Source organism: Arthrobacter sp. SDR-2R (assembly GCF_057747955.1).
The window spans coordinates 561588-586535 of record NZ_CM173231.1; the positions used below are offsets into that span (position 1 = coordinate 561588).

Annotated in this window: 25 protein-coding genes; 10 read left to right on the forward strand and 15 right to left on the reverse strand. The window is 66.3% G+C overall.

All coding sequences use genetic code 11. From position 1 onward, the window contains the following. The first annotated feature begins 72 nt into the window (after positions 1-72). Positions 73-993, forward strand: a complete 921-nt coding sequence (locus AC3ANU_RS02660; RefSeq protein WP_056392433.1) for a diacylglycerol/lipid kinase family protein — start codon at positions 73-75, stop codon at positions 991-993. A gap of 6 nt (positions 994-999) precedes the next feature. Here AC3ANU_RS02660 and AC3ANU_RS02665 read toward each other — a convergent pair whose 3' ends face one another. The 6 genes from AC3ANU_RS02665 to AC3ANU_RS02690 all read right to left on the reverse strand — a co-directional run bounded on the left by AC3ANU_RS02665 (position 1000) and on the right by AC3ANU_RS02690 (position 7226). Then, positions 1000-1725 (reverse strand): maleate cis-trans isomerase family protein, encoded by a 726-nt coding sequence (locus AC3ANU_RS02665; protein ID WP_056392435.1) that lies wholly within the window; start codon positions 1723-1725, stop codon positions 1000-1002. Between the two features lie 8 nt (positions 1726-1733). After that, positions 1734-3161: an amidohydrolase family protein gene (locus AC3ANU_RS02670; protein ID WP_488315394.1), complete on the reverse strand. Its 1428-nt coding sequence runs from the start codon at positions 3159-3161 to the stop codon at positions 1734-1736. A 30-nt stretch (positions 3162-3191) separates the two neighbouring features. Then, complete coding sequence (locus AC3ANU_RS02675; RefSeq protein WP_018769783.1) at positions 3192-3980, reverse strand: aspartate/glutamate racemase family protein; 789 nt, start codon at positions 3978-3980, stop codon at positions 3192-3194. Beyond that, on the reverse strand, positions 3977-4660 hold the full coding sequence (locus tag AC3ANU_RS02680) for a GntR family transcriptional regulator (protein ID WP_018769782.1): 684 nt from the start codon (positions 4658-4660) through the stop codon (positions 3977-3979). The genes AC3ANU_RS02675 and AC3ANU_RS02680 overlap by 4 nt, the downstream gene beginning before the upstream one ends. 78 nt (positions 4661-4738) lie before the next feature. Next, positions 4739-6097 (reverse strand): MFS transporter, encoded by a 1359-nt coding sequence (locus AC3ANU_RS02685; RefSeq protein ID WP_018769781.1) that lies wholly within the window; start codon positions 6095-6097, stop codon positions 4739-4741. A 286-nt stretch (positions 6098-6383) separates the two neighbouring features. Next, positions 6384-7226, reverse strand: coding sequence for an ACT domain-containing protein (locus AC3ANU_RS02690; protein ID WP_134164881.1), 843 nt, complete (start codon positions 7224-7226; stop codon positions 6384-6386). Between the two features lie 153 nt (positions 7227-7379). On the opposite strand from AC3ANU_RS02690, the gene AC3ANU_RS02695 reads away from it, so the two are divergent. Beyond that, positions 7380-8444 carry an FUSC family protein gene (locus tag AC3ANU_RS02695; protein ID WP_134164882.1) on the forward strand — a complete coding sequence of 355 codons (1065 nt, stop codon included), beginning with the start codon at positions 7380-7382 and terminating at the stop codon, positions 8442-8444. A 52-nt stretch (positions 8445-8496) separates the two neighbouring features. Here the strand turns inward: AC3ANU_RS02695 and AC3ANU_RS02700 are convergent, their stop codons facing one another. Next, entirely contained in the window at positions 8497-9666 is a 1170-nt protein-coding gene (locus AC3ANU_RS02700; RefSeq protein ID WP_488315395.1) for an MFS transporter, read from the reverse strand. Between the two features lie 215 nt (positions 9667-9881). Between AC3ANU_RS02700 and AC3ANU_RS02705 the strand changes: the two genes are divergently transcribed. Together AC3ANU_RS02705 and AC3ANU_RS02710 are read left to right on the forward strand one after the other, a co-directional pair. After that, on the forward strand, positions 9882-10625 hold the full coding sequence (locus AC3ANU_RS02705; RefSeq protein WP_488316013.1) for an IclR family transcriptional regulator: 744 nt from the start codon (positions 9882-9884) through the stop codon (positions 10623-10625). Between the two features lie 113 nt (positions 10626-10738). Continuing rightward, positions 10739-11926 carry a 4-hydroxybenzoate 3-monooxygenase gene (locus tag AC3ANU_RS02710; RefSeq protein ID WP_134164884.1) on the forward strand — a complete coding sequence of 396 codons (1188 nt, stop codon included), beginning with the start codon at positions 10739-10741 and terminating at the stop codon, positions 11924-11926. A gap of 40 nt (positions 11927-11966) precedes the next feature. On the opposite strand, the gene AC3ANU_RS02715 is transcribed toward AC3ANU_RS02710, so the two are convergent. Further along, on the reverse strand, positions 11967-12506 hold the full coding sequence (locus AC3ANU_RS02715) for a TetR/AcrR family transcriptional regulator (RefSeq protein WP_488315396.1): 540 nt from the start codon (positions 12504-12506) through the stop codon (positions 11967-11969). A gap of 57 nt (positions 12507-12563) precedes the next feature. Here AC3ANU_RS02715 and AC3ANU_RS02720 point away from each other — a divergent pair, with 57 nt between their 5' ends. After that, positions 12564-13619: an FAD-dependent monooxygenase gene (locus tag AC3ANU_RS02720; protein ID WP_144601154.1), complete on the forward strand. Its 1056-nt coding sequence runs from the start codon at positions 12564-12566 to the stop codon at positions 13617-13619. A gap of 1 nt (position 13620) precedes the next feature. On the opposite strand, the gene AC3ANU_RS02725 is transcribed toward AC3ANU_RS02720, so the two are convergent. From AC3ANU_RS02725 to AC3ANU_RS02745, 5 genes are all read right to left on the reverse strand, one after another. Next, positions 13621-15414 carry an ABC transporter permease gene (locus tag AC3ANU_RS02725; protein WP_488315397.1) on the reverse strand — a complete coding sequence of 598 codons (1794 nt, stop codon included), beginning with the start codon at positions 15412-15414 and terminating at the stop codon, positions 13621-13623. 23 nt (positions 15415-15437) lie between these two features. Continuing rightward, positions 15438-16502 carry an ABC transporter ATP-binding protein gene (locus AC3ANU_RS02730; protein ID WP_224084162.1) on the reverse strand — a complete coding sequence of 355 codons (1065 nt, stop codon included), beginning with the start codon at positions 16500-16502 and terminating at the stop codon, positions 15438-15440. Positions 16503-16547: 45 nt separating this feature from the next. Beyond that, on the reverse strand, positions 16548-17624 hold the full coding sequence (locus AC3ANU_RS02735) for an extracellular solute-binding protein (RefSeq protein ID WP_026265846.1): 1077 nt from the start codon (positions 17622-17624) through the stop codon (positions 16548-16550). A gap of 168 nt (positions 17625-17792) precedes the next feature. Next, positions 17793-18227 (reverse strand): acyl-CoA thioesterase, encoded by a 435-nt coding sequence (locus AC3ANU_RS02740; RefSeq protein ID WP_018769770.1) that lies wholly within the window; start codon positions 18225-18227, stop codon positions 17793-17795. 77 nt (positions 18228-18304) lie between these two features. Next, on the reverse strand, positions 18305-18808 hold the full coding sequence (locus tag AC3ANU_RS02745; RefSeq protein WP_018769769.1) for a GNAT family N-acetyltransferase: 504 nt from the start codon (positions 18806-18808) through the stop codon (positions 18305-18307). Positions 18809-18964: 156 nt separating this feature from the next. On the opposite strand from AC3ANU_RS02745, the gene AC3ANU_RS02750 reads away from it, so the two are divergent. The 3 genes from AC3ANU_RS02750 to AC3ANU_RS02760 all read left to right on the forward strand — a co-directional run bounded on the left by AC3ANU_RS02750 (position 18965) and on the right by AC3ANU_RS02760 (position 20860). Beyond that, on the forward strand, positions 18965-19480 hold the full coding sequence (locus tag AC3ANU_RS02750) for a MarR family winged helix-turn-helix transcriptional regulator (protein WP_488315398.1): 516 nt from the start codon (positions 18965-18967) through the stop codon (positions 19478-19480). A gap of 160 nt (positions 19481-19640) precedes the next feature. Next, positions 19641-19871, forward strand: a complete 231-nt coding sequence (locus tag AC3ANU_RS02755; RefSeq protein WP_488315399.1) for a hypothetical protein — start codon at positions 19641-19643, stop codon at positions 19869-19871. Beyond that, positions 19868-20860 (forward strand): serine/threonine-protein kinase, encoded by a 993-nt coding sequence (locus tag AC3ANU_RS02760; RefSeq protein WP_488315400.1) that lies wholly within the window; start codon positions 19868-19870, stop codon positions 20858-20860. The genes AC3ANU_RS02755 and AC3ANU_RS02760 overlap by 4 nt, the downstream gene beginning before the upstream one ends. Here AC3ANU_RS02760 and AC3ANU_RS02765 read toward each other — a convergent pair. After that, positions 20857-21534 (reverse strand): histidine phosphatase family protein, encoded by a 678-nt coding sequence (locus AC3ANU_RS02765; RefSeq protein ID WP_018769766.1) that lies wholly within the window; start codon positions 21532-21534, stop codon positions 20857-20859. The two genes, AC3ANU_RS02760 and AC3ANU_RS02765, sit on opposite strands and share 4 nt — an antisense overlap. Before the next feature lie 133 nt (positions 21535-21667). Beyond that, complete coding sequence (gene purB / locus AC3ANU_RS02770; protein WP_056392462.1) at positions 21668-23110, reverse strand: adenylosuccinate lyase; 1443 nt, start codon at positions 23108-23110, stop codon at positions 21668-21670. Between the two features lie 167 nt (positions 23111-23277). Here purB and AC3ANU_RS02775 point away from each other — a divergent pair, with 167 nt between their 5' ends. Both AC3ANU_RS02775 and AC3ANU_RS02780 read left to right on the forward strand, forming a co-directional pair. Continuing rightward, positions 23278-23580, forward strand: a complete 303-nt coding sequence (locus AC3ANU_RS02775; protein ID WP_018769764.1) for a hypothetical protein — start codon at positions 23278-23280, stop codon at positions 23578-23580. A 68-nt stretch (positions 23581-23648) separates the two neighbouring features. Beyond that, positions 23649-24926, forward strand: a complete 1278-nt coding sequence (locus tag AC3ANU_RS02780; RefSeq protein ID WP_488315401.1) for a hypothetical protein — start codon at positions 23649-23651, stop codon at positions 24924-24926. The last annotated feature ends 22 nt before the right edge of the window (positions 24927-24948 follow it).

Genomic DNA, 24948 nt, shown 5'->3' on the forward strand with positions numbered 1-24948 from the left:
GCGCGGAACGGCGCACCGGGCGGGTTACCCTTCTCTCAGAAGCTTGCTTTCCATCCGCCATCAGAGGACGCCATGACTGACAACAGCTCCACTTCGCCCAAACGTGCCGCCATCATCGTCAATCCTGCCAAGCCGGTGGATATCGACGTGCGCGGCCTGGTGGCCAAGCACTGCGTGGAAAACGGGTGGGGGGAAGCCATTTGGCTGGAAACCACCAAGGAGGATCCGGGCGTCGGCCAGGCGAAGGAAGCGCTGGCCCAGGGTGCGGACATCGTGATCGCGGCCGGCGGCGACGGCACCGTGAGGTGCGTTGCCGAGGTCCTGGCCGGCAGCGACACCCCCATGGGCCTGCTGCCGCTGGGGACGGGCAACCTGCTGGCGCGCAACCTGGGCATGGACGTCACCGACTACGACGGCGCCATGGCCGGGGCCCTCATCGGCACGGAGCGGAAGATCGACGTGGTCCGGGCCCGGCGCAGCGACCCGGACAAGGACCAGCTCTTCCTGGTCATGGCCGGCCTGGGCTATGACGCCACCATCATGGCGGACACCAACGAGGACCTGAAGGACAAGGTGGGCTGGCTGGCCTACGTGGACGCCGGCATCCGGAACCTGCCCGGCAAACCGGTCAAGGCTACCGTGGTGATCGACGGCAAGCCCGTGGTGCACCGGGGCGTCCGCAGCGTGATGGTGGGCAACTGCGGCAAGGTCCAGGGCGGTCTTGAAATCTTCCCTGATGCCAAGGTGGACGACGGCCTGCTGGACATCGCCATCCTGGCTCCCCACCACGGAAAGCTGGGGTGGCTCTCCGTGGTGGCGGGAATGATCGGCAAGGGCCGCGGCAAGGACACCGCCGTGGAGTACTTCCAGGGCAAGACCGTTGAGATCACGCTGGAACACAAGGACGACTACCAGTTGGACGGGGACCACGAAGGCGAGAGCAAGCACGTGCTCATGACCATGGAGCCCGGCGCCCTGACCTTGCGGATGTAGGGCGGTTTAGCCCAGCAGCCGTCCCCAGCGTGGTTCCAGCAACGGCGCGCCTGCCAGTTTCAGAGCGTGCCAGAGGGTGACGGCAACGGAGTCCAACACCGGCACTCCGGTGCTGTCCTCGATTTCGGCGGCGATGTTGGCCCCGTAGAGGTTGGTGCACAGGTACACCAGGGCGTCCGGGGCATTGGCTGCGAGTTCCAGGGACCCCGGGCGCACCTCGTCGTCGGTGACCCGGGCAAAGGACTCGTTGTCGCTCAAACCCAGCGCCCGGTGGTCCACGGTCTTGATGCCTTCGCGCTCGTAGCAGGCGATGACCCGGTGGTTCACGTCCGCGGTGTAGGGGGTGAACAGGCCGATCCGCTCCGTGCCGAAGGTCCGGAAGGCTTCCAGGTAGGCAAGCGTGGAGGTGGTGGCGGGGATGCCCGTGGCGCCGCTGATCCCGGCCGCCAACTCCTGGTCGTGCGCCGGGCCCAGCCACGAGCCTGACGTGCCGTTCCAGGCAATCACGTCCACGTCCGCCGTCGCCAGCAGCGCTGCTGCCTCCTGCATGACTGTGGGATCGAACTGGCGGTCGGAGGAGTCATCGAGCGCGATGCGGGTGACTGGGATCCGGGTGAAGTGCACCGTGACGTCGGTGCGGCCGCCCAGGATGCGGTAGGTCTGCGGTTCCAGGCAGGTGTTGGAGGACGGCACGATCATGCCGATCCGGCGGGGGCGTGTGCTTGCAGGCATGGGGGCTCCTAGAGGGCGGCGGCGAGTCGGGAAGCTTCGGGGGCAGCAGACTGGTGCTGCCGGAAGCCGGTGCGGTTGATGAAGCGGCCCACGGCGCCGGGGTCATGGAAGCCGTCCGCGTCCAGGACCACGCGTCCCTTGGAAACAACGACGGCGGGCCAGCCCGTGAGTGCCTTCCCGTCAAAAGGCGAGAAGTCCGTTCCCATGTGCAGGGCCGCGCCGTTCACGGTGCGTTCCTCTGCGGGGTCGAAAACCACCAGGTCGGCGTCGAACCCCTCGGCGATGCAGCCTTTGCCGGGCACGGCGTTGATCCGTGCCGGCGCGGCAGCGAAAGCCTCCACGAACTGCTCCACGGTTGCCCCGGCGGAGGTCATCGCGGTGAACGTCACCGGCATCCGCGTCTCCACGCCGGGCAGTCCGTGCGGCATGGCGCGCACGTCGTCGGTGCGCTCGCGCTTCTGGGACAGGTCGTAGCAGGAGTGGTCGGAGGACATGGTGTGGATGGCTCCGGACACCAGCCGCTCCTTGAGGGCGGCCACGGTTTCCGGGCTGCGCATGGGCGGGCAGCAGGCGAACCACTCGGGGAAGGTGGATCCGTAGACGGAATCGTCCAGCGTGACGTAATGCGGGCAGGTCTCGGAGTAGGCCTCCAGTCCCCGGGAGCGGGCTTCGCTCACCAGGTCCACTGCCCCGGGCGTGGACTGGTGGACGAAGTACACCGGGGCGCCGGTGTATTCGGCCATGGCCAGGGTTTCCTTGACCGAGATCTCCTCGGCCAGTTCCGGCCGGGTCCGGTGCAGGTGTTCGATGCCGATCCGCCCGTCCTCCGCGTGCTGGGCGGTGCAGTCGGCAATGATGGGATCGTGTTCGGCGTGGATGTACGTCAACCCGTCCAGCCGGACCATTTCCCGCATGACCTTCAGGATGGTGTCGCCGTCGGCCATGGTGGTGCCCCGGTTGGTGGTGTACATCTTCACCGACCGGACGCCTTCCGCTGCCAGCTGCTCAAGCTGCCACGGGACGGTTTCGTCCCAGGTGACCACGGCGCCGTGAAGGGCAACATCGCAGCGGGACTCCGTGGCGAGTTCCTTCTTGTGCAGGGCGGCGGCGAGCGGGGTTTCCTGGGCGTCGCGGGGAATTCCGAAATCGATGATGGTGGTGGTTCCGCCCCACAGCGCTGCCGTGGAGGTGGTCCGGTAGTCGTCCAGGGTGCGGAATCGCCCCGTGACCTGGGCCACGTGGCAGTGTCCGTCCACGCCGCCGGGGATCACGAGTTTGCCCGCCGCATCGATGGTGCGGTCCGCCGCGGGGACGGGCCCGGCGGCGTCGACGAGCCGGGCAATGCGGCCGTCGTGGACCACGACGTGCGCCTCCCGGCGGCCGTGGCTGTTCACCACGGTGGCGTTGGCAATGACGAGTTGTGGCTGGTGGGACATCGGTGTCCTCCTAAAGTTGTTGGGCTCTGGCTAGGCGGCGGGCTGGGGGGTGCCGGCGTGCTCCTGGCGGGCGGCAAGGGCCGCGTCCAGATTTGGCGACAGGCCCTTGCGGTCCTTGGCCGGCGGCGGGGCGAAGGCGCCGGCGCGGTGCGGCCCGGATTGCAGCGCGGCAACGGCCTCGGCCATGCGGATGCCTGCGGAGATGCCATCCACCACAGGGACGGGAATCTGCCCCGTGAGGTCGCGGGCCAGGCCGGCCAGCGGGGCGCCGGCGAGGATCACGACGTCGGCGCCGTCCTCCGCCACGGCCTGCCGGCTGAGTGCCAGCAGGGTTTCCCTGAAGTCCTGCTGGACGGAGGCGATGCTGTTCAGGGAGTCATTGATGGAACGGATGGAGGCCAGACGTCCGGCAAGTCCGAACTGCTCCACGCACTCGCGGTACCAGGGCTTGATCCGGTCCGAGATGGCGATGATGGAGAACCGGTGGCCCTGCAGTGCTGCTGCGCACAGGGCGGCCTCGGTGATCCCGATGACGGGCACCTCGGCCAGTTCCTTGAGGGCCGGCATTCCCGGGTCCCCGAAGGCAGCCACCACCACGGCGTCCACCCGGTCTGCGCCGGGACGGGTGTGTTCGGCAATGATCTCTGCCACGGCACCCGCGGCGATGAGGGCTTCGAAGCGGGTCTCGATGTACTCCACGCCGTGCCCGGCAGTCCTGACCAGCAGTTCGGTGCCGGCGGAGGCGGAACGGAGCGCCTCGGATTCAATCAGCGCGGTGACATCGGCGCTGATGTTGGGGTTGATGACCAGGAGTTTCATTTTCTCTTCCGGTGGAATTCTGGTTCGGTCTTCTGGAAGTCCTCGGGAAACTGGTCCCGGTACTTTCCAATGTGTGATGCGGACTGGGCGGCTGCCTTGTCCGGATCGCCGCTGGCAATGGCGGTGTACAGGTCGCGGTGTTCGCGGATGAGTTCGGGCAGGTCGCTGACATGCCGGAACAGCCAGTGCATGCGGCCCTGGAGGGGTTCCAGGGCGGACTTGAGGAAGTTGTTGTCCGCGATGCGGGTGATGGCGTCGTGGAATTCGCTGTTGGAGCGGTGCGCCTCCATCACTGATCCCTTGGCCAGGAAGGTTTCCGCATCGTCCAGCAGCCCCTTCAAATGGGCGAGGTCCTCCTTGGTGGCCCGTTTGGCGGCGAGCCGGCATGCCAGGACTTCCAGGGACTGGCGGACATCGAAGAGGTCCTCCACGTCCTTGGGGCTGAGGCTGCTCACCTCAGCCCCGCGGGCGCCCCGGTCGCTGATCAGGCCTTCCTGGCGAAGCATGCGCAGGGCCTCGCGGACCGGCAGCCGGGAGACGGAGAATTCGGCTGCCAGGTCGCGTTCCACCAGCCGCGTGCCGGGAGCGTAGTGTCCTTCGAAAATCCTGGTGCGGAGGGTGTCCCGGACAGTCTCGCGGAGGGGGCGGTCCTTGTCCTGGGTCTCTTCTGCGGTCAGCATGATGCTCCATTCGGATTTTGTACGGCACTGCTCCCGGCTGCGGGGGCGTTGGGTGCAAGTTTCCCTGCGAGGGTCAGCTTAGACAGGAAGCCGCTTGTTGTAGTTCAGCGTCAGGACTGAGGCGCCCATGATCACTGCGGAACCCACGAAGTACAGCAGCGCCCAGGTGTAGGAACCTGTGGCTCCGACGATCAGGCCGACGGCGATCGGCGTGACGAAGCCGGAGATGTTGCCGCTGAAGTTCATGGCACCGCCCAGGACGCCTGCGTTGGTGCGGCCGCCCAGGATGGAGGGGATGCTCCAGAACAGGCCCACCCAGCGCAGGAAGAACATGACGAGGGAGAGCAGGACCACAGCGGTGGTGGGGTCCGGGACCACGGTGACGCCCACCAGGCCGCCGATCACCACGACACTCGAGATGCCCAGGAGGGTGCGCATCACCCGGTTGGCTGACGCGCCGGATGCACGCCACTTGTCCGCAATGGTGCCGCCCAGGATTTCACCGACGAAGCCGGCACCGAAGATGACAAAGGTGGACCAGCCGATGGTCTTCAAGTCGAAGCCCTTGGCCTGGGCGAGATAGAGCGGGCCCCAGGTCAGCAGGCCATAGAACACTCCATTGAAGCCGAGCCAGCCGAAGCACATCGCCCAGAAGGAGCGGAACTTGAGGTAGGGGAGCAGTGCGCGTTTGCCCTGGCTGCCGTCGAGCTCAGCTTCGGCATCCTCGGCAGCGTGCGACGCTTCGATGTACTCGGCTTCGGCGGCATTGACACCGCGGTGCTGCCGCGGGTTGTCGCGGACGTACCACCAGACGGCCAGGCCCATCAGGACTGTTGCGGCGCCGGCGATGACGAACGAACTGCGCCAACTGCCCGTCGCTGCGATGAGGCCGGCGATGAGGATGCCGCCAAGGCCTGCACCCAGCGGGGCGCCGGCGTCCAGGATGGTGGCACCGCGGCCGCGCTCCGACTTGTGCATCCAGATGGCGTTGAGCTTGCCGCCGGCGGGCATGACACCTGCTTCGGTCACGCCGATGCCGAGGCGGGCGATAAACATGCTCAGGAAGCCGCCGGCCATGCCGGATGCGGCCGTTGCCGCGCCCCAGCCCACGCAGGAGGCGGTCATCACCTTGCGGGGACCGAACTTGTCGATGAGCAGGCCCACAGGGATCTGCATCAGGGCGTAGGTCCAGAAGAAGGCGGAGAGCAGCAGGCCCACCAGTTCCGGGGCGAGGTCGAACTCCTTTTGGATGATTGGCAGGGCCACCGAGATGGAGCCGCGGTCGATGTAGTTGACGGACACCAGGACCAGGAGCAGCAGGAACAGCCGCCAGCGGACGGAGGTGCGCCGTTGCGTTCCGTCCTTTCCGCGCGTTTCGGTAGTGCCGGGGGTGGCCTCGTCGGACGTGGCCGTTGTTTCAGTGTTTGGGATGGACACAGCTTCTCCTTCACGGGGAAGTTTACGGATGGGGAGGATGCGAATGGTGCGTTGTACGTACGTGCCGGGCAGGGTTGTTGCGCCTGCCGGCAGGGGGCCGCTGGACGATCCGGAGCGTTGAGCGGGAAATGCACTTTTGGGATCCCAATTTGGGATCCCAAAATCAAAGGTAGAAGTGACTCCGGCCACTGTCAAGGGTTTTTGCCGGCCGGGCGCTGCAAGGGCCCTGCTGACGGATTGTGACTGCCGCGCACGGGTAAGGCCGGGCGGCAGCAGCGCGGAAAGCTCAACGCGCCGTGGGGGATCCGTCCGGCCGGTGGGACAGGATCTCGGCCAGTTCCGCCAGCCGGTGGGCCCGCGCGGACTCGGCCGGCGTAAACGGCTCATCCGGCCGGGAGAAGGTGATGGGGCCATGCCAGGCCGTGGGGATCTTAAGGTGCGTCCCGTCGTCGGACGCTTTGAAGCCGGCGTCCGACGGCGGCACAATCCGTGCGTGCAGCAGCTCGGCCACCGCCAGGGGGAGTTCGTCCGGGGTGGCGGCGATCCTCGCTGCCAGGCTGAGCGCCCGGGTTTGCCCGTCAGCCATGGCCAGGGCGGTGGTGGGCCAGGCGTGCGGACTGCTGCCGCCGCCGTCGTGAAGTGCCGCCAGCAGTTCCCGTTCGCCCACGTCCCCGGGCACCGAGAGGACAAACTCATCCAGGACCCCAGCCGGTACCGGGTGGACGTGGATGCTCAGGATGTTGGTGTCCAGCCGGGCCAGCGCCGCCGTGATCCGCTGCAGCGAACCGGGCCGGTCCTGGAGAAGCGTCCGCGCCCGCCACAGGGACGGCGCCGACGCCAGCTGCCGCCGGTGCCGGAGGGCCGGGGCGTGCAGCCAGCGCAGCAGGATCCGGGCAGCCGAGGGCTCGGCCACCCAGATCACCAGGACTGTGGCCGTCAGGGTCAGCACCAGGACCTTGGCCACATAGGGAAGGTGGGTCTCCACCACCAGGGCGTGGACCAGCAGCTCGATGGGCAGCATCACGGCGACGTTCGCCAAGGTCAGCCGCGCCTTGGGCGGCTCAGGCATCAGGCCGCAGACCTCGCAGCGCAGTTCGGCAGCGGGTGTGTTGTGGGCAGGGCGCTTCATGACACAAGCATGGTGCGGTGCTGTTTCCACCGCATTGCCCCCCGATTCCATTCATGGGAACGCGCCGGGGGCCTTCCGGGTCCCGCACCGTAGGATTTATCAGGAACGTCAGCGCGGCCGCCCGTCAGAATCCACCCCAGGAAGGCGCTGCCCGTGAAGTTGTTTGCTGAAATGTTCAGCATTGCCCCCGGCAACAAGGACCACCACCCCGCGTTCAGGTGCGCCGTGGGCGTCTTCGTTCCGCTGATCACGCTGGTGCTGCTCGGCAGGCTGGACCTGGCAATTTTCGCGTCCTTCGGCGCCTTCACCGGAATCTACGGCCGCGGCGAACCCCACGCCGTCCGGTTTATCCTGCAGCTGCGCGCCGGTCTGCTGATGCTGCTCGTCATGCTCCTGGCGGCGCTGGCGGCGCGCATGGGTCCCGCCTGGGGCCTGGACGCCCCCACCCACACGTGGCTGCTGGTCCTGGCCACCACGCTGGTGGCCGGCGCCTGTTCGGTTGCCATTTCCTGGCTCAGGCTGCGCCCCGGCGGCTCGCTCTTCCATATCTTCGCCTTCGCCGCCATCGCATCCATTCCCAACCAGCCGCCGCTCTGGCAAGGCATGCTGGTGGCCGTCCTGACCACGGTGTTCGCCCTGCTGGTCGGCTTCTCGTCCCGCATCCTTCCCAGCCACAGGACTCCCTGGGCCAGGCCTCCCCGCATCCGCCGCACTCCCGCGGAGAAGCGCGCGGCCTGGGTTGAAGGGCTCGGCTACCTGGTGGCCGCAGGCCTTGCCGGCACGCTGGCAACGTGGGCGGGGGAGCGCCTGGGGTTCGGGCACAACTACTGGGCCATGGTTGCTGCCGTGGTGCCGCTGGTGGGCCACACCACCAGGCACCGGGTGCGCCGCGGCATACAAAGGATCATCGGCACGGTCCTGGGCCTGCTGGTCCTCGCGGCCGTGCTGCTGGTGGGCCTGCAGCCGTGGCAAACCGTGCTGGTGATGGCGCTGTGCCAGTTCGGGGCCGAGATGTTCATCATCCGCCAGTACCTTCTGGCCCAGGTTTTCGTGACACCCCTCGCGCTGGTCTCAACACTGCTGGTGGTCCCGGCGTCACCCTCCATCCTGCTGCGCGACCGCATCATCGAGACCGTGATCGGCGCCGCCGTCGGCATTGCCGTGGTGCTGGCGCCCGGCGCATGGCGCCGGATCAGGCAAAGGACGACGGCGGCCTGACCGCCTTGTGCCCGCCCCTGCAACACCAGGGGCAGGGGCGGGTGGTGACCCGTTACGGACGTTCCGCGGCTGATGCTTCCCGGACCGCAGCGATGGTGTGCGGCACCGTCACCAGCGCTACCACGGCAATCGCGGCAGCGGCCGCAAAGACGTAGAAGCCCCAGGGGTAGGCGATGTTGGCAGCGACCAGCGTGCCGGTGACGGCGGGGCCCATGATCGCGCCGAGCCGGCCCACCCCGGCGGCGAAGCCGAGGGCTGTAGCACGGAGGGTTGCCGGGAACAGCTGGCTGACCCATGCATAAACCAGGACCTGTGCGCTGAAGACGAACACGCCGGTGACAAAGACTGCCGCGTTGAGCAGCAGTTCATTCTGGATCTTGACGCTCAGGACAGCCAGGAAAACCGCGGAGAGTCCGAACCACAGCAGCACCACACGCTTGGTGCCGTGTTTGTCGGCCAGGATCTCTGCGATCACCAGGCCCACCACGGCCCCTACGTTGAGGACCAGCAGGAGAACCAGGCCGGTGCTGACGGTGTACCCGGCGCCGGCCATCAGCTGCGGAAGCCAGGTGTTCAGGCCGTAGACCAGGAGCAACCCCATGAAGGACGCGGCCGCGATGGCCAGCGCCACCAAGGGGTAAGGCTTCCGTGCCAGGTCCCGGAAGCCCGGGCGGGCTGCGGCAGGTTCTGTTCCTGCCGCCGCCGGGGGAAGGGTTTCGGGGAGCTTGAACCACAGGAAGGGTGCCAGGGCGAAGCCTGCCAGCCCGCCCACGATGAACATCATCCGCCAGTCCGGGATCAGCAGCAGGGCAAGGAAGGCCGTGGCCACAGCGCCGGCGTGGTAGCCGGTCATGGTCCGGGTGGTCGACTTTCCGGCGGTACCTGCCGGAGCGTAGTCGTTCATGTAGGCCAGGGCGGCCGGGAGGCAGGCGCCCAGTCCCAGCCCGGCAAGAAGCCGGAAGGCGCAGAGCACCGCCACGTTGGGTGCGAACACCACGGCGATGGTGAAGATCGAAAACCACAGGACGCAGGCCACCAGGAGGCGGCGCCGGCCAAAGCGGTCGGACAGCGGGGCGATGAACAGGGCACCGGCGCCAACGCCCACCAGTGAGATTGTGGCGGCCAAGGTGGCGCCCACCGCGTCGAAGCCAAGCTCATGGGTCTTGATCAGTGTGGGAATGACGGTGCCCAAAACCACCAGGTCAAAACCGTCAAGAACCATAGCCAGCCACCAAAGCCAGACTGGCCACTTGGAACGGTGCTGGGATGGCGCAAATGACATAGAAATACCTCGGTGTATCTTCCAGGAGTTTTGAGCGGCAGTCTGCTTTGCCGGTAGTGGGTGGGCAGCATTGCCCACATCCCCAGTGAGGTTTGTATCACTATCGGGTGTAATCTGGGACAACTTTTCCCATTCAATGGAAGCAGGTGTTCACGCTGGCCAACTCCCCGTCCGGCGACTCCGTGGTGGACCGGATCGTGCGGCTGATCTCCGCGTTTCCCCAGGATGTCAATGCCCTCCAGTTGTCTGACCTTGCCGGGCGGGCAGGCCTTCCGCTGACCACCACCCACCGGCTGGTGGGGCAGCTGGCAGGTCACGGACTGCTGGAGGCTGCTCCCGGCGGGATGGTGCGGCCTGGACTCAGGCTGTGGGAACTGGTGAACCGTGCCTCGCCGGCGCTGGCGCTCCGGCAGGCAGCCATGCCCTTTATGGAGGACATCCAGCAGGTCCTGAACCAAAACGTGAACCTCGCGGTGCTGGATGGCTGGGAGGCGCTCTTTGTGGAACGGCTGTCCCGCCGGGGCTCGGTGGCCAACCGGGCGCAGGTAGCGGGCAGGATGCCCATCCATATCTCGTCCGCCGGACTGGCGCTGATGGCCCACCAGGACAAGGCCATGCAGCAGGAGTACCTGGGCCAGTTCACCGATCCCGAAGGAAGGCTGGCTGCGGCCGACGTCCGGGCGCTGCTGGCAGAGACCGCCCATCAGGGCTTTGCGCAACTGAAAGGCGTGGTGGATGCGGGCACCTGGGGGATCGCGGTGCCCGTGCTGGACCGCCGGCAGCGGGCCGTAGCCTCACTGGGCGTCGTGGTGCCCCTGCAGGAGATGCGCCTGCAGGCACTGGTTCCGGCACTGCAAACGGCCGCCCGGGGCATTGCCCGGCAACTTGCGGACGCCTGAACCATTCAACGGAATTTCTGTAACGCCGGTCACCCGGCTTCCCCCACACTGATGGCAGACAAACCGATCCGGTGCCGCCCGTGGCGGGACCCGCAACGAAGCGAGACGCAGTCATGGCACGAAAAACCATCACCACCCAGGTGGCCATCATGGGAGGCGGCCCGGCAGGGCTGATGCTGTCCCATCTCCTGGCGAAGGCAGGCATCGAGTCAACGGTCATCGAGGTCCGCAGCCACGAGGAGATTGCCCACACCGTCCGCGCCGGCATCCTGGAGCACGGGACGGTCAACCTGCTGGTGGACAGCGGGGTCTCGGACCGTGTGCTGCGCGAGGGCGACCGGCACGATGGCATCGAACTGCGGTTCAACGGCGAGAGCCACCGCATCGACTTCAAGGACCTCGTGGGCGAGTCCGTCTGGCTGTACCCGCAGACGGACGTCTTCCTGGACCTCGCCGCGCGGAGGAAGGACGACGGCGGCGACGTCCGCTACAGCGTCACCGACACCACTGTCCATGACCTGGAAGGCAGCCCGAAAGTCCGGTTTACCGACTCCGAAGGCGTTGAGTTCGAGATCCAGGCGGATTTCCTGGTGGGTGCCGACGGCTCCCGCAGCCACTGCCGGTTCCAGATCCCGGAAGCCCACCGCAAGTGGTACTTCCACGAGTACCCCTTCGCCTGGTTCGGCATCCTGGCCGAGGCCCCGCGCAGCTCCGATGAACTGATCTACGCCAACTCGGCCAACGGATTCGCCCTGATCAGCCAGCGTACGGAGACAGTCCAGCGGATGTATTTCCAGTGCGACCCCAAGGAGAACGTGGCCGACTGGGACGACGAGAGGATCTGGGCCGAATTCCGGAGCCGTGTCAACGGCAACGGCTTCGAGCTCAAGGAAGGGCCCGTCCTGGAAAAGATGGTGCTGCCGTTCCGCAGCTTCGTCCACACCCCCATGCGCCACGGCAACCTCTTCCTCGCCGGCGACGCCGCGCACACCGTGCCGCCCACCGGTGCCAAGGGCCTGAACCTTGCCATCAACGACGTCAAGGTCCTCTTTGAGGGGCTGGACAGCCACTACAACTCCGGTTCCGGCCGCCTGCTGGAAACCTACAGCGACCGGGCCCTGGAGCGTGTCTGGAAGGCGCAGCAGTTCTCGTACTGGATGACCACCATGCTGCACACCCCCGCCGACGCGGACGATTTCTCCCGCGCGCGCCAGCTCGGCGAGCTGAACTCGGTGGTCTCCTCCCGCCACGGCATGGCTTACCTGGCCGAGGCCTACACGGGCTGGCCCGGCGGCGCCTAAAGCCGCGGGAGAAGGACGACGGCGGTCGGCAGGGGTGGGTTCAGGGGCCTGCCAGTCGCCGGACGGCCGCCGCGATGGCGGCAGCGTCAGGCTGCTCGTCGCGCCTGACGGTAAGCAGGTGCAACAGCACCCCGTCGCCGTAGTCCGCGATATCCCGGGCGCGTGCTGCTGCGTCAGCCACCCCCAGGGTTGCAAGAGCCTGTTCCAGCCCGCCCACCAGCAGGTGGTGCCCGCCGGTCACCGCCTCCGGATGGTCCAGAGACAGGGCCAGCCGGGCCCGGGTGAGGCCGGCATGCTGCCGGGCCAGCGCGAGAACCATCGCGGCCAGTTGCCCGGCCAGCTGGTCGACGTCCCGTGGGGGACCGGCCGGGCCAACGCGCTGCAGGAGCTCTGCGTCCAGCTGCAGCAAACGGTCCAGGACGCCTTCCACCAGTGCTGACCGGTTGCGGTAATAGTTTGACGTCGTGCCTTCGGACACGTTGGCGGCGGCATCCACGGCCCGGTGCGTGAGGCCTTTCAGCCCCTTGTTTGCCACCACGGACAGCGCGGCATCAAGGAGCTGGGTACGTCTGTCGCGCATGGCCACAGTCTAGTGGGACTCCTTTCAATTCACTACAAAAGTAGTAGAATCCTGCGTATGGAGACGATCACCATCGTGGGCGGGGGCATCTCCGGGCTTGCCCTCGCGGCGGCGTTGGACCCCAACCGCTTCCACGTGACGGTGTACGAGAAGCGTCCGGAACTGCCCGCCGTCGGCAACGCTCTCGGGATGTGGCCCAACGCCCAACGCGCCCTGGCCCGGCTGGGGATACTGGACCAGGCGCGGGCGGTGAGCCCGGTGCTCGGGAGCGGGTCGGTACGTAACGCCCAGGGGGAACCCTGGGTTACGGTCGATGCCGGGGAAATGTTCGGCATTTCCCGGACCGACCTGCTGCGGCTCCTGGACACGGCCGTCCCGGGGAGCGTCCGCCGGGCCACCAGCCAGATACGGGGGCTGCCCGCGGACGGGGGACTGGTGGTTGGCGCCGATGGCGTCCACAGCGTTGTCCGCAGCACGGCCTGGGGTCCCGGCGCGGACGCACGTCTGACGCCCTACCTCGCCCTCCGCGGGACCCTGCCTACTCCAGTTGCCCCGGACGAGGTGGGCGAGTACTGGGGCCGCGGGGACCTGTTCGGCATGGCCGCCGCCCGGGGCGGGTCCTTCTGGTACGCCAGTTACCGGTCCGGACTTGGCCCCTACGGGATCGACGTTCCGTCAGCGCTGGAACAGGCCCGGGAGCGCTATGCGGGCCACGCACCTGCCATCCGGCGCGCCCTTGCTGCAGCCACGCCGGAGGAATGCCTGGTCCAGCGCCTGTGGACGGTTCCGCGCCTGGGCTCCTACGTCAGTGGCAGGATTGCGCTCATCGGTGATGCGGCCCATGCCATGATGCCCACACTTGGCCGCGGCGCCTGCGAGTCGCTGGTTGACGCGGTGACACTTGCAGACCTGCTTAACACGCTGCCCGAAGACCAGGCACTGCGCGCCTACGACCGGCAGCGGAGGTTCCGGACCCGCGCGGTGAGCCTGGCGTCCTCGGCGCTGGGCCGCGTCGCGCTCACCGAACGCGGCCAGCCGCTGCGTGATGGCCTGCTCAACCTGGCCCGGCGGCGCAACAAACGCGCCGCCGTCGGCAGCAGTTCCGGCAGGTGATTCAGCGCACGGCCGCGGCAGGCCGTGTTCCGTCGTCCCCGCCCGGGGCCTGGGCGCCGGGGAGTCCTCCAGGAGCCTGCTGGACGGGCGGTACCGCGGGCAGTCGTTTCCTGGTCCGCCTCCGCCCCGACCTGCCGTAGATCAGGTACATCGTCACGCCGGTGATGATCATGAGGAGCACCGTGTAGACGAACGTGTTGGCAATACCCTCGGTGCCTTCTGCGCCATCGGTGTTGGCCTTGATCACCAGGCCCAGCGGCTGTACCAGCGGGTGGGCCAGGAAGATGGCTGTGTCATAGTCGTCCAACAGGCTGTTGAAGTTCAGGGCGGTTATGGCTGCTGCCGCCGGGAGAACCAACGGCAGGAGGATGCGCCGAAAGACGTACAGCGTCTTGGCTCCCATGATGGATGCAGCCTCCTCCAGCGACGAATTCACGGAGGCAAAGGACGCTTTGAGCATCCGGAGGGTGAACGGAATCTTCACCGTGACGAATGCGATGAGCAGGATCACCGTTGTTCCGGTGAGCACGGCACCGCCCACCAGCGGGCTGGGGTGGTCGTAGCTGACGATCAGGCCCAAAGCCAGCAGCGCAGACGGCAGGATCCAGGGAATGTGCAGCAGGTACTCGAAGGCCGAGGCCACCCAGTTTTTGTATTTCTGCAGCAGCCGGGCCACGAAGAGCAGTCCGCCGACGGCAATAACGGCCGCCAAGGCGCTGTACACAACACTGACGACAAATGGACGGAGCCCGGACTGCTGGGTGAGGACGCGCACGTAGTTGTCCAGCGTGAGGTTGGCCGGCGACAGCTGCCCCGTCTGGATGGCCGCGCCGTCGGCAAACGAGTAGAGCACGATCAGGGCCACCGGGAGCGTGTAGATGGCAAACAGGAGATATGCCACGGCGTGGACGGCCATGTTGGCTGCGGGGTTGGTGATGTCCTGCTTCTGCAGCTCGGAGGACACCTTGGACACCGAGAAGTAGGTGCCGCCCTTCTCAAGCCGGGACATGACGGCGAGCATCAGCATGGTGGCCAGGCCCAGGATCACCGCCAGCAGCGCTGCCAGGTCCCTGGACGTGGGGCTGTTGGTGAAGGTCAGGATCATCGGGGTAATGGTCTGGAAGTCGCGGCCGCCCAGCACCTGCGGTGCGCTCAAAGCCCCCAGCCCGGTCAGGAACGACAGGATGGTGACGGCGAACAGCGTGGGCTTGAGCATTGGCAGGACGATGCGCCGAAGAATCGTCCAGGGGGATGCGCCAAGGTTCCGGGCGGCCTCGATGGTTTGGTAGTCGATCCCCTTGAGTGCGTTGGCCACGAAGAGCATGTGGTTGGTGGTGGTGGCAAAGGTCATGACCACCAGGACGGCGAAAAACCCGGAGAACCATCCCGGGTCCATTCCGGGGATCAGCTTGACCAGCAGCGAGGTGACGATGCCCTTGTCCCCATAAATGAATTTGTATCCCGCAGCCAGCACGATGCCGCCATAGATGAAGGTGGAGGCGTAGCCAAGGAAGAGGATGCGCGAGCCGCGGATCCGGAAATAGTGCGTCACCAGCACGATGAAGACCCCCACCACGTTGACGGTGACGGAAAGGGCCACGGCCAGGAGGAAGCTGTTGCCGAGTGCCTTCATGGCCCGCTGCGACGAGAACAGCTTCTCCGCGGCGCGCCCCGAGAAGCTGCCGTCAGGAAAGAAGGTGGCAATCAGGATATTGACGTTGGGCCAGACCAAAAACGCGGTGATGAACCAGGTGAGGATGACGCCCACCACCAGGACGAAGGGTGAACGGCCCATGCTGCGCACAGTGGCGTTGGCGCTCATGGCAGGGCAACTGCCCGGTCCCGGCGCAGCGACACACCGGTTTCCGGATGGTACTGGAGGATGTGTTCAGGCTGGACATAGACGGTGGTGTTCGTGCCGGCCTCCGGGTGCCTGCCTCCGTTCTCCCTGACAAGGAGGCGGATGTCCGCGCCGTGGCTGCGCACAACGTAGCGGCTGTGGAGGCCATGATAGGTGCGGGAGACCACAGTGGCCGGAAGCCCGACGGCGGTGCCTCCGCCGGAGGGCCGGTCCAGTGAAGCCTTTTCCACGCGGAGGTAGGATCTGGCGTCGGTGCTGAGGCCGGCCCCCGAAAGTTGGTTCACCTCGGAGACAAAGTCCGGAGTCAGGGTTGAGCTGTCGCCGATGAAGTTACAGACGAACTCCGTGGCGGCATGGTCATAGATGTCCTGGGGTGTCCCCACTTGCTCGATGACGCCCTTGTTGAACACCGCGACGCGGTCACTCATGGCGAGTGCCTCATCCTGGTCGTGAGTGACATAGACGGTGGTGATGCCAAATTCACTCTGCAGGTCCTTGAGCTGCTGGCGCAGCTGGTGGCGCAGCTTGGCGTCCAGGTTTGACAGCGGCTCATCCAGCAGCAGGATCTTGGGCCGCAGCACCAGGGCGCGGGCCACGGCAACGCGCTGCTGCTGGCCACCGGACAGCTCCGCCACGTTCTTCGCCAGCTGCTCATCACTGAGCTCAACGCGCCGCGCGATATCCCGCACAAGTCGGTCGCTCTCGGCAGGTTTTTCTTTCCGGACACGGAGCCCGAAGGCGATGTTTTCCCACACGCTCATGCTGGGGAACAGGGCGTAATTCTGGAACACCATCCCCACCTGCCGCTTGTCGCTGGGAAGCCGGGTCACGTCCTTCCCATCCACCCGGACCGTACCCTTGGCCGGCTGGATGAAGCCGGCCAAGGTGCGCAGCGCCGTCGTCTTTCCACAGCCCGAGGGCCCCAGGAGGGTGAAGAACTCGCCGGGGCGCACATGCAGGTCCAGCTGCGGAATGGCGGTGAAATCGCCAAAGGTAACTTCGATGTTTTCCAAGCGGATCATGGCATACCTGTCTGATGGAAAGCGGAACGGTGACTGGCAGGACGGTTACGTCATGTACTCGAGCTCGATCTTCTCCACCCAGGCACCCATGTTCTTCTGGACGAAGTCCCAGTCGATGTCCTGCTGCTTAAGATCCGCGAAGAAGCCCACCACCTCGGGATTGGCCTTTGCCTGGGCGCCCTTGTTGACCGGCATGGAGTTGAACTTCTGGGCGAACTCGCCTTGGACCTCGGCGCTGCCAAACCAGTCGATGAACTTCTGCGCCTGGTCCTTTTTCTTGGTCCCCTTCACCAGCGCGATCTGCTCTACCGCCAGCGGGACGCCAACCGCAGGGATCACCGTGTCGACGTTCACCTTGAAGGACTTTTCGCGATCGGCAATGATCGAGGACGGCATCTGCCCCATGTCCACTTCACCGGATGCGATGCGGGCGAACAGGTCGGTTTTCGCCACGGCGGGACTTCCGTTCTTGAAGTACTGCTCAACCTGCTTCCAACCGTCATCGGAGATTCCCAAATCCCCTGAGTCGTCCCGGTAGCGCGAGAGGATGCCGGCAAAGACCAGCTGGGCTGTGGCGGTGCCCAGGCCGGTGACCCTTTCATAGCGGCTCTTGAACTCATCCTTGGCCCACAGGTCAGTCCAGTCCTTCGGTGCTGCATCCTTGGCGAACTTGTCAGAGTTGTAGCCAAGGAGGATCGCCTGCTTCACGAGGGGCCAGTACGTCTCGCCGTCACCGAGTCCCTTGTCTACGTCACCTGCCCACGCCGGCTGATAGGCCTCCAATGCGCCCTCGTTCTTGATCTGCGAGAAGTACATGTTGTTCAAGCCGAATGCGACGTCCGCGATCGGGTTGTTCTTCTCGGCAATGAGTTTATTGGTGGCATCAGCGCCGCCGGCCCCCACGATCTCAATCTTGAATCCGGCCTCGGCCGCCTTGGCGGCCAGCCAGTCACCCCGGCCTTCACCGTTGGAGTTGGTGTAGACAACCAGGGTGTCCCCGGACGCACCTTGCGGAGCTTTGGAAGCTTCCCCCGTTGAAGTTGGTGGGTTCGATCCACCACCGCATCCGGCGAGGAGGGTGACGGCGACGGCGGCGGCAACCAAAGTCTGCAATTTACGCACGATCAGGACTCATTTCTGGACTGGAATCGGAGCATGTCCGCACAGCCTATAGCCGCGCATGACAAAAACCGGGCTGTTATACCTATCGATTCGATAAACAGCCCGGCTGTCCACTTTGGACCAGATGGGGAAACTCTGGGGGCCCGCGGCGTGAACCGGGGGCGAACGTTAGTCCTTGACCGTGGTACCGCTGAGGTGGTGCGTGGGAATCCGGTCCCGGTCGTAGGTGATCTCCGTGTAGCCGTGCGGCTCGGGCTTGCCGTCCTGGTTCAGGTTCACGAACACGATCTCCTCGATGGTGAGGATGCTTTGCCGCGTGATCATGTTGCGGACCTCGGCGCGCATGGTGAGGGAGGTCCGGCCAAACCGGGTGGCCGTGAGGCCCATCTCGATGAGGTCGCCCTGGACGGCCGAGCTGACGAAGTTGATCTCCGAAATGTACTTGGTGACGGCGCGGCCGTTTCCCAGCTGGAGGATGGCATAGATGGCGGCCTCTTCGTCAATCCATTTCAGCAGGCTGCCGCCGAAGAGCGTCCCGTTGGCGTTGAGGTCCTCGGGCCGCACCCACTTGCGGGTCCGGAAGGTGATGTCCGCTGTTTCCATAGGCTGAGATTAGCCGACGGGGCGGTGCGCCCTTACAGTGTGACGGCGCGCCGGCACCGGCGCCATAGGCTCTACAGCTAGGCCATGGCGGTTTGCGCCGCGCTGCGGGCATTGATGCTCTTGGCGTAGCAGTACGAGTGTTCCACCCCGACGTAGGGCCCGAAGTTCGGGATGGCCTCGAATCCCGAATTCTCGTAGAAGTTCCGGCCGTCCGGCTGCGCGGACCCCGCCTCTGCCTTGATGCGGGTAATGCCCTGCCTGAAGGCCTCCGCTTCCAGGGCCGCCAGGATGGAGCTGGCCACCCCGGATCCCCGCGTGTACGGCAGTACGTAGAGGCGCTTGATTTCCGCCGTCGATCCGTCCAGGAGCCGCAGCCCCCCGCAGCCCACAGGCTGCCCCGAACCCTTGTCGTACGCCACCAGGAACACCGCACAGTCGGCGCCCGACGGCGGCGGGCCGGGTTCGTGGTCGGGCCGGCCAAAGCGGGCGTCAAGTTCGGCCTGCTGGGCGCGGCGGAGGTCGGCGCCCACGGGGTTGGACCAGGGGACCTGCCGGATGTTCAGCCTGGGGTTGGTCTGCATATCTGCCTCGATTCGCCGGAGGGGTATGCCTGATAAGGCTAGGCGCGGGGAGTTACACAGGTGTTTCCTGGCGGTAAGCACCTGGATAACGCGGATGTTGACGCGGCTGGGCAGGTTACTTGGCAGCCTAGTTACCAGCTGGTCTAAAATAAATCCATGGCTTCTATGGGCAACGAGGGATCCGGCTACTGGTACGGGCCCGACGGGCAGCTGGACTACAGTGCTGCGGTGCTGAAGTCGCTCCGCGACTACCGCGCGGCCGAAACCGAAATCCGCCGCACCACCAGGGACTCCATGGGCATGGGGGAAACCGACATTCTCGCGCTGCGGTATCTGCTGCGTGTGCAGGCCTCAGGCAAGCAGGTTGTCCCCAAGGACCTGAGCCAGTTCCTCAATATTACTAGCGCTTCCACAACCTCGCTGATCGACCGGCTGGTGGCCAGCGGCCACGTTCGCCGCGAGGCGCATCCCTCGGACCGCCGGTCCGTGGTGGTCATCCCCACCGTTGAATCGGACAGGGAGGTCCGCGAGACGCTCGGCGCCATGCACCGGCGCATGATGCAGGTGGCGGAAGGCCTGACCGCGGAGGAGGCCCGGGTCGTGGTCGATTTCCTCCAGCGGATGACGGACGCGCTCCAGGCGCCCGAAGGCAAGGACCAGAAAATTCACTAGCTGGACTAGCTAGATCAACTAGTTATATGTAAGCTTACGATTGTTCCCAAAGTTGCTTCCCAACGGAGTCGTGAGTGTGTTGGTTACTTTCACCGAAGTTTCACCGCCTGAACCCCGCTTGGCCGGGGCGGTCCTGACAAGCGACCTGCTGGAATCCACCTTGGACGGCACCACTGCGCCGCAGGGAGATCCGGCAGTCCACTGTGGTGCCGCCATGCAGCTCGTGACGCCGGCTGTGGGATGGCACCGCGCCAGCTACACCTTCACGCCGGCCGACGCAGGGGGTACGGAGCTTCCGCCCGTGTGGCGCTGCGCCTGCGGATTCCAGCTGGATGCCTGGCAGCCGGCCGATGTCCGCGCCACGCACACCTCTGCTGCCCTTTCAGCATGAGCATCGCCGGGACGGCAGCGCCTGTACTGCCGCTCAGCCCGCAGAAACCTGGCCCGGACGGTCTCATTGCCGGGCGCTACCAGCTCAGGGAACGCCTGGGCCGCGGGTCCGCTGCCGAAGTCTTCCGTGCGGTTGACCTGGAGGGCGGTCCTGATGCCGCAGTCAAGATCGCGGCAGTCAACGGCCGGAAGCAGCACCAGCGCATCCGCAATGAAGCAAGCGTGCTGGCGGGGCTCAACCACCCGTCCATCGTGCGGCTGCTGGCCCAGGGCGTCATGCCCGACGGCGGGCGCCATTCCGGGCGCCCCTTTCTGGCGGAGGAACTTGCGTTGGGCGCGAGCTTGGCCGAAACCATCCGGCTGCAGAATCCGGGGCCCGGGGATGTTGCACTCTGGGCACAGGGTTTCTTCCGTGCACTGGCGCACCTTCACTCCAGCGGGCTTGTGCACCGGGACATCAAGCCTGCCAACCTGATGCTGAGCGGGCTGCGCAGGAGTCCGGTCCGGATCATCGATTTTGGAATCGCCGCCGCGGCGGGGTCGGCTCCCGAGCCCGGAATTTCCTCCGGCACCGTGCATTACATGAGCCCCGAGCAGGCCTCCGGCGGCACGGCTGACCCCTCCTGGGATGTGTACGCCATGGGCCTGGTCCTGCTGGAGCTTCTCACCGGCTCCAAGGCGTTTCCGGGCACCGCCATCGAATCCCTTGTGGCCAGGACCCTGCGGTCACCGGATGTTCCGGACCACCTCGGTGAATGGGCCATCCTGCTGCGGTCCCTGACAGCCATGGATCCCGTCGAACGGCCGACGGCGGCAAGCGCCGCGGGGATGGCAGCACGGCTGATCCCCGCGGCCCCGGTGCAGGCCCAAGACAGCCGGCCCGGCGGGGACGACCAGCGCAGCCGTGTAAGTCAGCGCGTGGAGCCGGGTGCCGTCCCGTGCAAGGCAATGCGCATCTTCTCTCCCCGGCGCCACCGGCAGCAGATCTAGGGGGCGCCCGCGTCCCGCCCTGTCGGGTCCTCGGCGGTCGGGTCCGCCAGGGCGAGGCCGCCCACCGGGCTGCCGTCCCAATGGATCAGGTTCCAGCCGGCACGCAGGTCGCCCTCCAACGCCACGATCCCGGTATTGGCAAGGACATGGCGGGCGGCGAACTCGTGGTCAACGCCGTCGGCCCGCAACCCGGCCCACGTGCGGATGGCTGCACCATGGCTGACGACCGCAACGGTGCCGTGCTGGTGATGTTCGGCCCGCTCCACCACCCGGGCGATGGCACCGTCAAACCGTTCGAAGAAGGCGTGGCCGTCCGGACCCGCCGGCATGCGGAGATCCAGGTCCCCGGCGGCCCAGGAGATGACCGTCCCCATGTAGCGCTTGTGGGATTCGTGGTCGGTGAGCTTCTCCAGCGATCCGGCCTCGATTTCGTGCAGCCCTTCCAGCACTTCGACATCGAGGGTCTGCAGCCGCGCCAGCGGGGCGGCGGTGATCTGGGTCCTGATCAGCGTTGAGGCGTAGAGGGCCCCGATGCGTTCGTTGGCCAGGGCCCGCGCCATGGCCTCCGCCTGGCGCTCGCCCAGTTCGGTCAGCCCAGGGCCGGGATGGTCGGTATCAAGCTGGCCCAGCACGTTGCCGGGGGTTTCGCCGTGGCGGATCAGGAGCAACTTCATGATCCCAGTTTCGCACTCCGGAATGCTGCCGGCGTACGGCCGGAACGGGCGTCACATCGCCGGGGTCGCAGAAAGGCGCCGGGCCCTGGGGAGCCCGGCGCCGCCGTCGTAATCTGCTGCGTTGGTGCGGAGCCTACTTCAGGTGGTCCACCAGCTGGTCAGCGATGCCCGTGTACTTGCCCGGGGTAAGGGCAAGGAGGCGTGCCTCGGCATCGGGGGAAAGGCCCAGTCCCTGAACGAACTCGCGCATGCGCGCTGCGTCGACGCGCTGGCCGCGGGTGAGGTCCTTGAGGCGCTCGTACGGGTTCTCCATGCCTTCGACGCCGGCAATCGCCTCCGCGCGCATGACCATCTGGATGGCTTCACCCAGCACTTCCCAGTTGGTGTCCAGGTCCGCCGCCAGCACGTCCCCGGCAACGTCCAGGCGCTCCAGGCCCTTGGCCACGTTGGAGATGGCGAGAAGGGAATGGCCGAATGCCACGCCGATGTTGCGCTGGCTGGAGGAGTCGGTCAGGTCGCGCTGCCAGCGGGAGGTGACCAGCGTCGCGCCCAGGGTGTCCAGCAGGCCGTTGGAGATCTCCAGGTTGGCCTCGGCGTTCTCGAAGCGGATGGGGTTCACCTTGTGCGGCATGGTGGACGAACCCGTCGCGCCGGCCACCGGAATCTGGGCGAAGTAGCCGATGGAGATGTAGCTCCAGATATCCGTGCAGACGTTGTGCAGGATGCGGTTGAAGCGTGCCACGTCGGCGTAGAGCTCTGCCTGCCAGTCGTGGCTCTCGATCTGCGTGGTCAGCGGGTTCCAGGTCAGGCCCAGCCCCTCCACGAAGGTCTGGGACACCTGCTGCCAGTCAGCGCCCGGGACGGAGGCCACGTGCGCGGCGTAGGTGCCCGTGGCACCGTTGATCTTGCCCAGGTACTGCGTCTTTTCGATCCGGTCCAGCTGGCGGGTCAGGCGGTGCGCGATGACAGCCAGCTCCTTGCCCAGGGTGGTGGGCGTGGCCGGCTGGCCGTGGGTCCGGGACAGCATGGGGACGGCGCGGTTGTCTTCCGCCATCCTGCTGATCTGTTCCACCAGGGCGCGGGCGGCGGGCAGCCACACATCCTCCACGGCGCCCTTGATGCCCAGCGCGTAGGAAAGGTTGTTGATGTCCTCGGAAGTGCAGCCAAAGTGGACCATGGCGGTCAGGTTTTCGATGCCGATAGCGGGCAGCCGGCGGCCGATGTAGTACTCCACGGCCTTCACGTCATGGACGGTGACGGCCTCGATCTCTGCGAGTTCGGCTACCGAGGCGGCGTCGAATTCGGTGACGATGGCGCGGAGCTGGTCCTGCTGCTCCTTGCTGAGGGGACCGGCTCCCGGCAGGACGTTGTTGCTGGTCAGGTGGATGAGCCATTCAACTTCCACAGCCACCCGGTCGCGGTTCAGGGCGGCCTCGGACAGGTAGTCCACGAGGGGGGCGACGGCGGACTGGTAACGGCCGTCCAGGGGTCCGAGCGCGATTTTTTCCGATGACGCGGCGAGGGCCAGGCGTCCTGAGGGCGTACGGGTATCAGCTGTGGCGGCAGTTTCAGGCATGTGCTGATTCTTTCATGAAGTCCGGCACCGCCTTAAGCCGGGCAGCCACGTTACTTGTCCACATAGCCGACGGCGGTGCTTACCCCGCGGGGGCTGCCTGCCTAGCGTTGGACACAGCAGGGAGATGGTGAAACATCTGGCCGGGAAGGCCGTGACGGGGAGCTGGCATGGGGAACGATCTGACGGACGGGATATGGGGCAACGGGCTGGGCGTCAGCCTTGAAGTCCAGGAACTGGGGCGAAGGGTGGCGCAGTGCTGTCACACGGCGGAAGAGGTGCTCGCAGGATTCCACGAGATCCAGTTGGCGAACTGGGAATCACCTGCCGGGCAGGCATACCGCGATTCGGTCAGCCTGCAGGCGGTGGCGGTCCGCAGGGCGCTTGACCGGGTGCGGGAGGCGTCTGCCGCGGTGGCCGCGCACGCCAGCGCGGCATTGACGGCCGAGTGCTCGCCGGGCAGCCGGTTCTGATGGCCGATGTGACGCCCTCCGGTTCAGGAGGTCCCATCCACGTTTCACCACCGCCCCCGGACGGCATCTTGACCATTTCCGGTGGCGTGGGTGGAATCACCGTCCAGCTGGAGGAACTGGATGCGGGGGCCGCGAAGCTCGATGGACTCGCCGGCCGTCTCGCCGCCATCGAGGCGGAGCTTTTCACGGTCTGGCGGGAGCTTGGTGAGTACCAGAACCAGCCGCGAACCACGGGGACTGCAGCGCTTATTGCGGTGGGGGAGTCAAGGGAGGCGGTCCTCAGGGTCCGGCTGGAGCTCCAGCGGATCAGCGGCCAGGTACGGAGCTGCAGGTGGGATTACCAGATGGCCGAATCCATTGCCCACACGCAGTGGATGCTGGGCCTGTCGAATCCGGACGTTGAACTCCGGAAGCATGTGGACTTCTGGCGGACGGGATTCCTCAATGGGGATGCCATGGAGATGCTGGTGGCCAATGCCGTCACCACCCTTCCCTTGATCAAGTCTCTGGTCGAAGGCGTCAACCCCGCGCTGCGTCCGGGCCCGGTGACGGCCAGGCAGGAAGAGCGCGTGCCCATCGACCTCGACGCCACCCCCGCCGGGCTGCTTGAACGGGTCAGGCTGGTGGAGGAGCGCGGCAGTGGCTATATCGAAGTCATCGAGGTGGACAACGGAGGCGGAAAGGCCTACGTGGTGGTGGTTCCGGGAACCCAGGTCCATGACGAAGACGAAGGCACCAACCCGTTCGATCTTGCCGGAATCGTCGACGGCCTGGGCAGCAATTCCCGGCAGGTGAATGCCGCAGTCCTGCAGGCACTCCGGGAGGCCGGCGCCGAGCCGGGAGCGGACGTCGTTGCGGTGGGGTACAGCCAGGGCGGAATCCATGCCATGAACCTGGCGGCGGACAAGGAGTTCCTCAAGGAGTACGACATGAAATACGTCCTGACTGCGGGATCGCCCATTTCGCGCATAACGCCTCCCCCCGATGTCAGCACTCTTCACCTGGAACACCGCACGGACTGGGTGCCCGGCAGCGATGGCCTGGACAACCGGGATGCCAGGAACCAGGTCACGGTGACCGTGAACAACGACCTCTACGTGCGCGGGGGAGAAGACGCCGGCTTGGGGCCGGGCCACCGCCTCACCGGCTATGAGGAGGCAGCCCGCCTGGTGGGCGCCAGCAAGGACCCGTCCCTGGCCCAGTCCACGGCGGTGCTGGGCGGGGTCCTGGGTGCCGGCGGTGCTGCCACTGCCACCAGGTTTTCCCTGTCCAAGCCGCCACCGCCTCCTCTTCCCAGGGAACGCAGGGACCCCTTTTCGGGGCGGCCGCAGCCGGGTGCCAGGTAAAACTTGCATCCAGCCAAAGCAG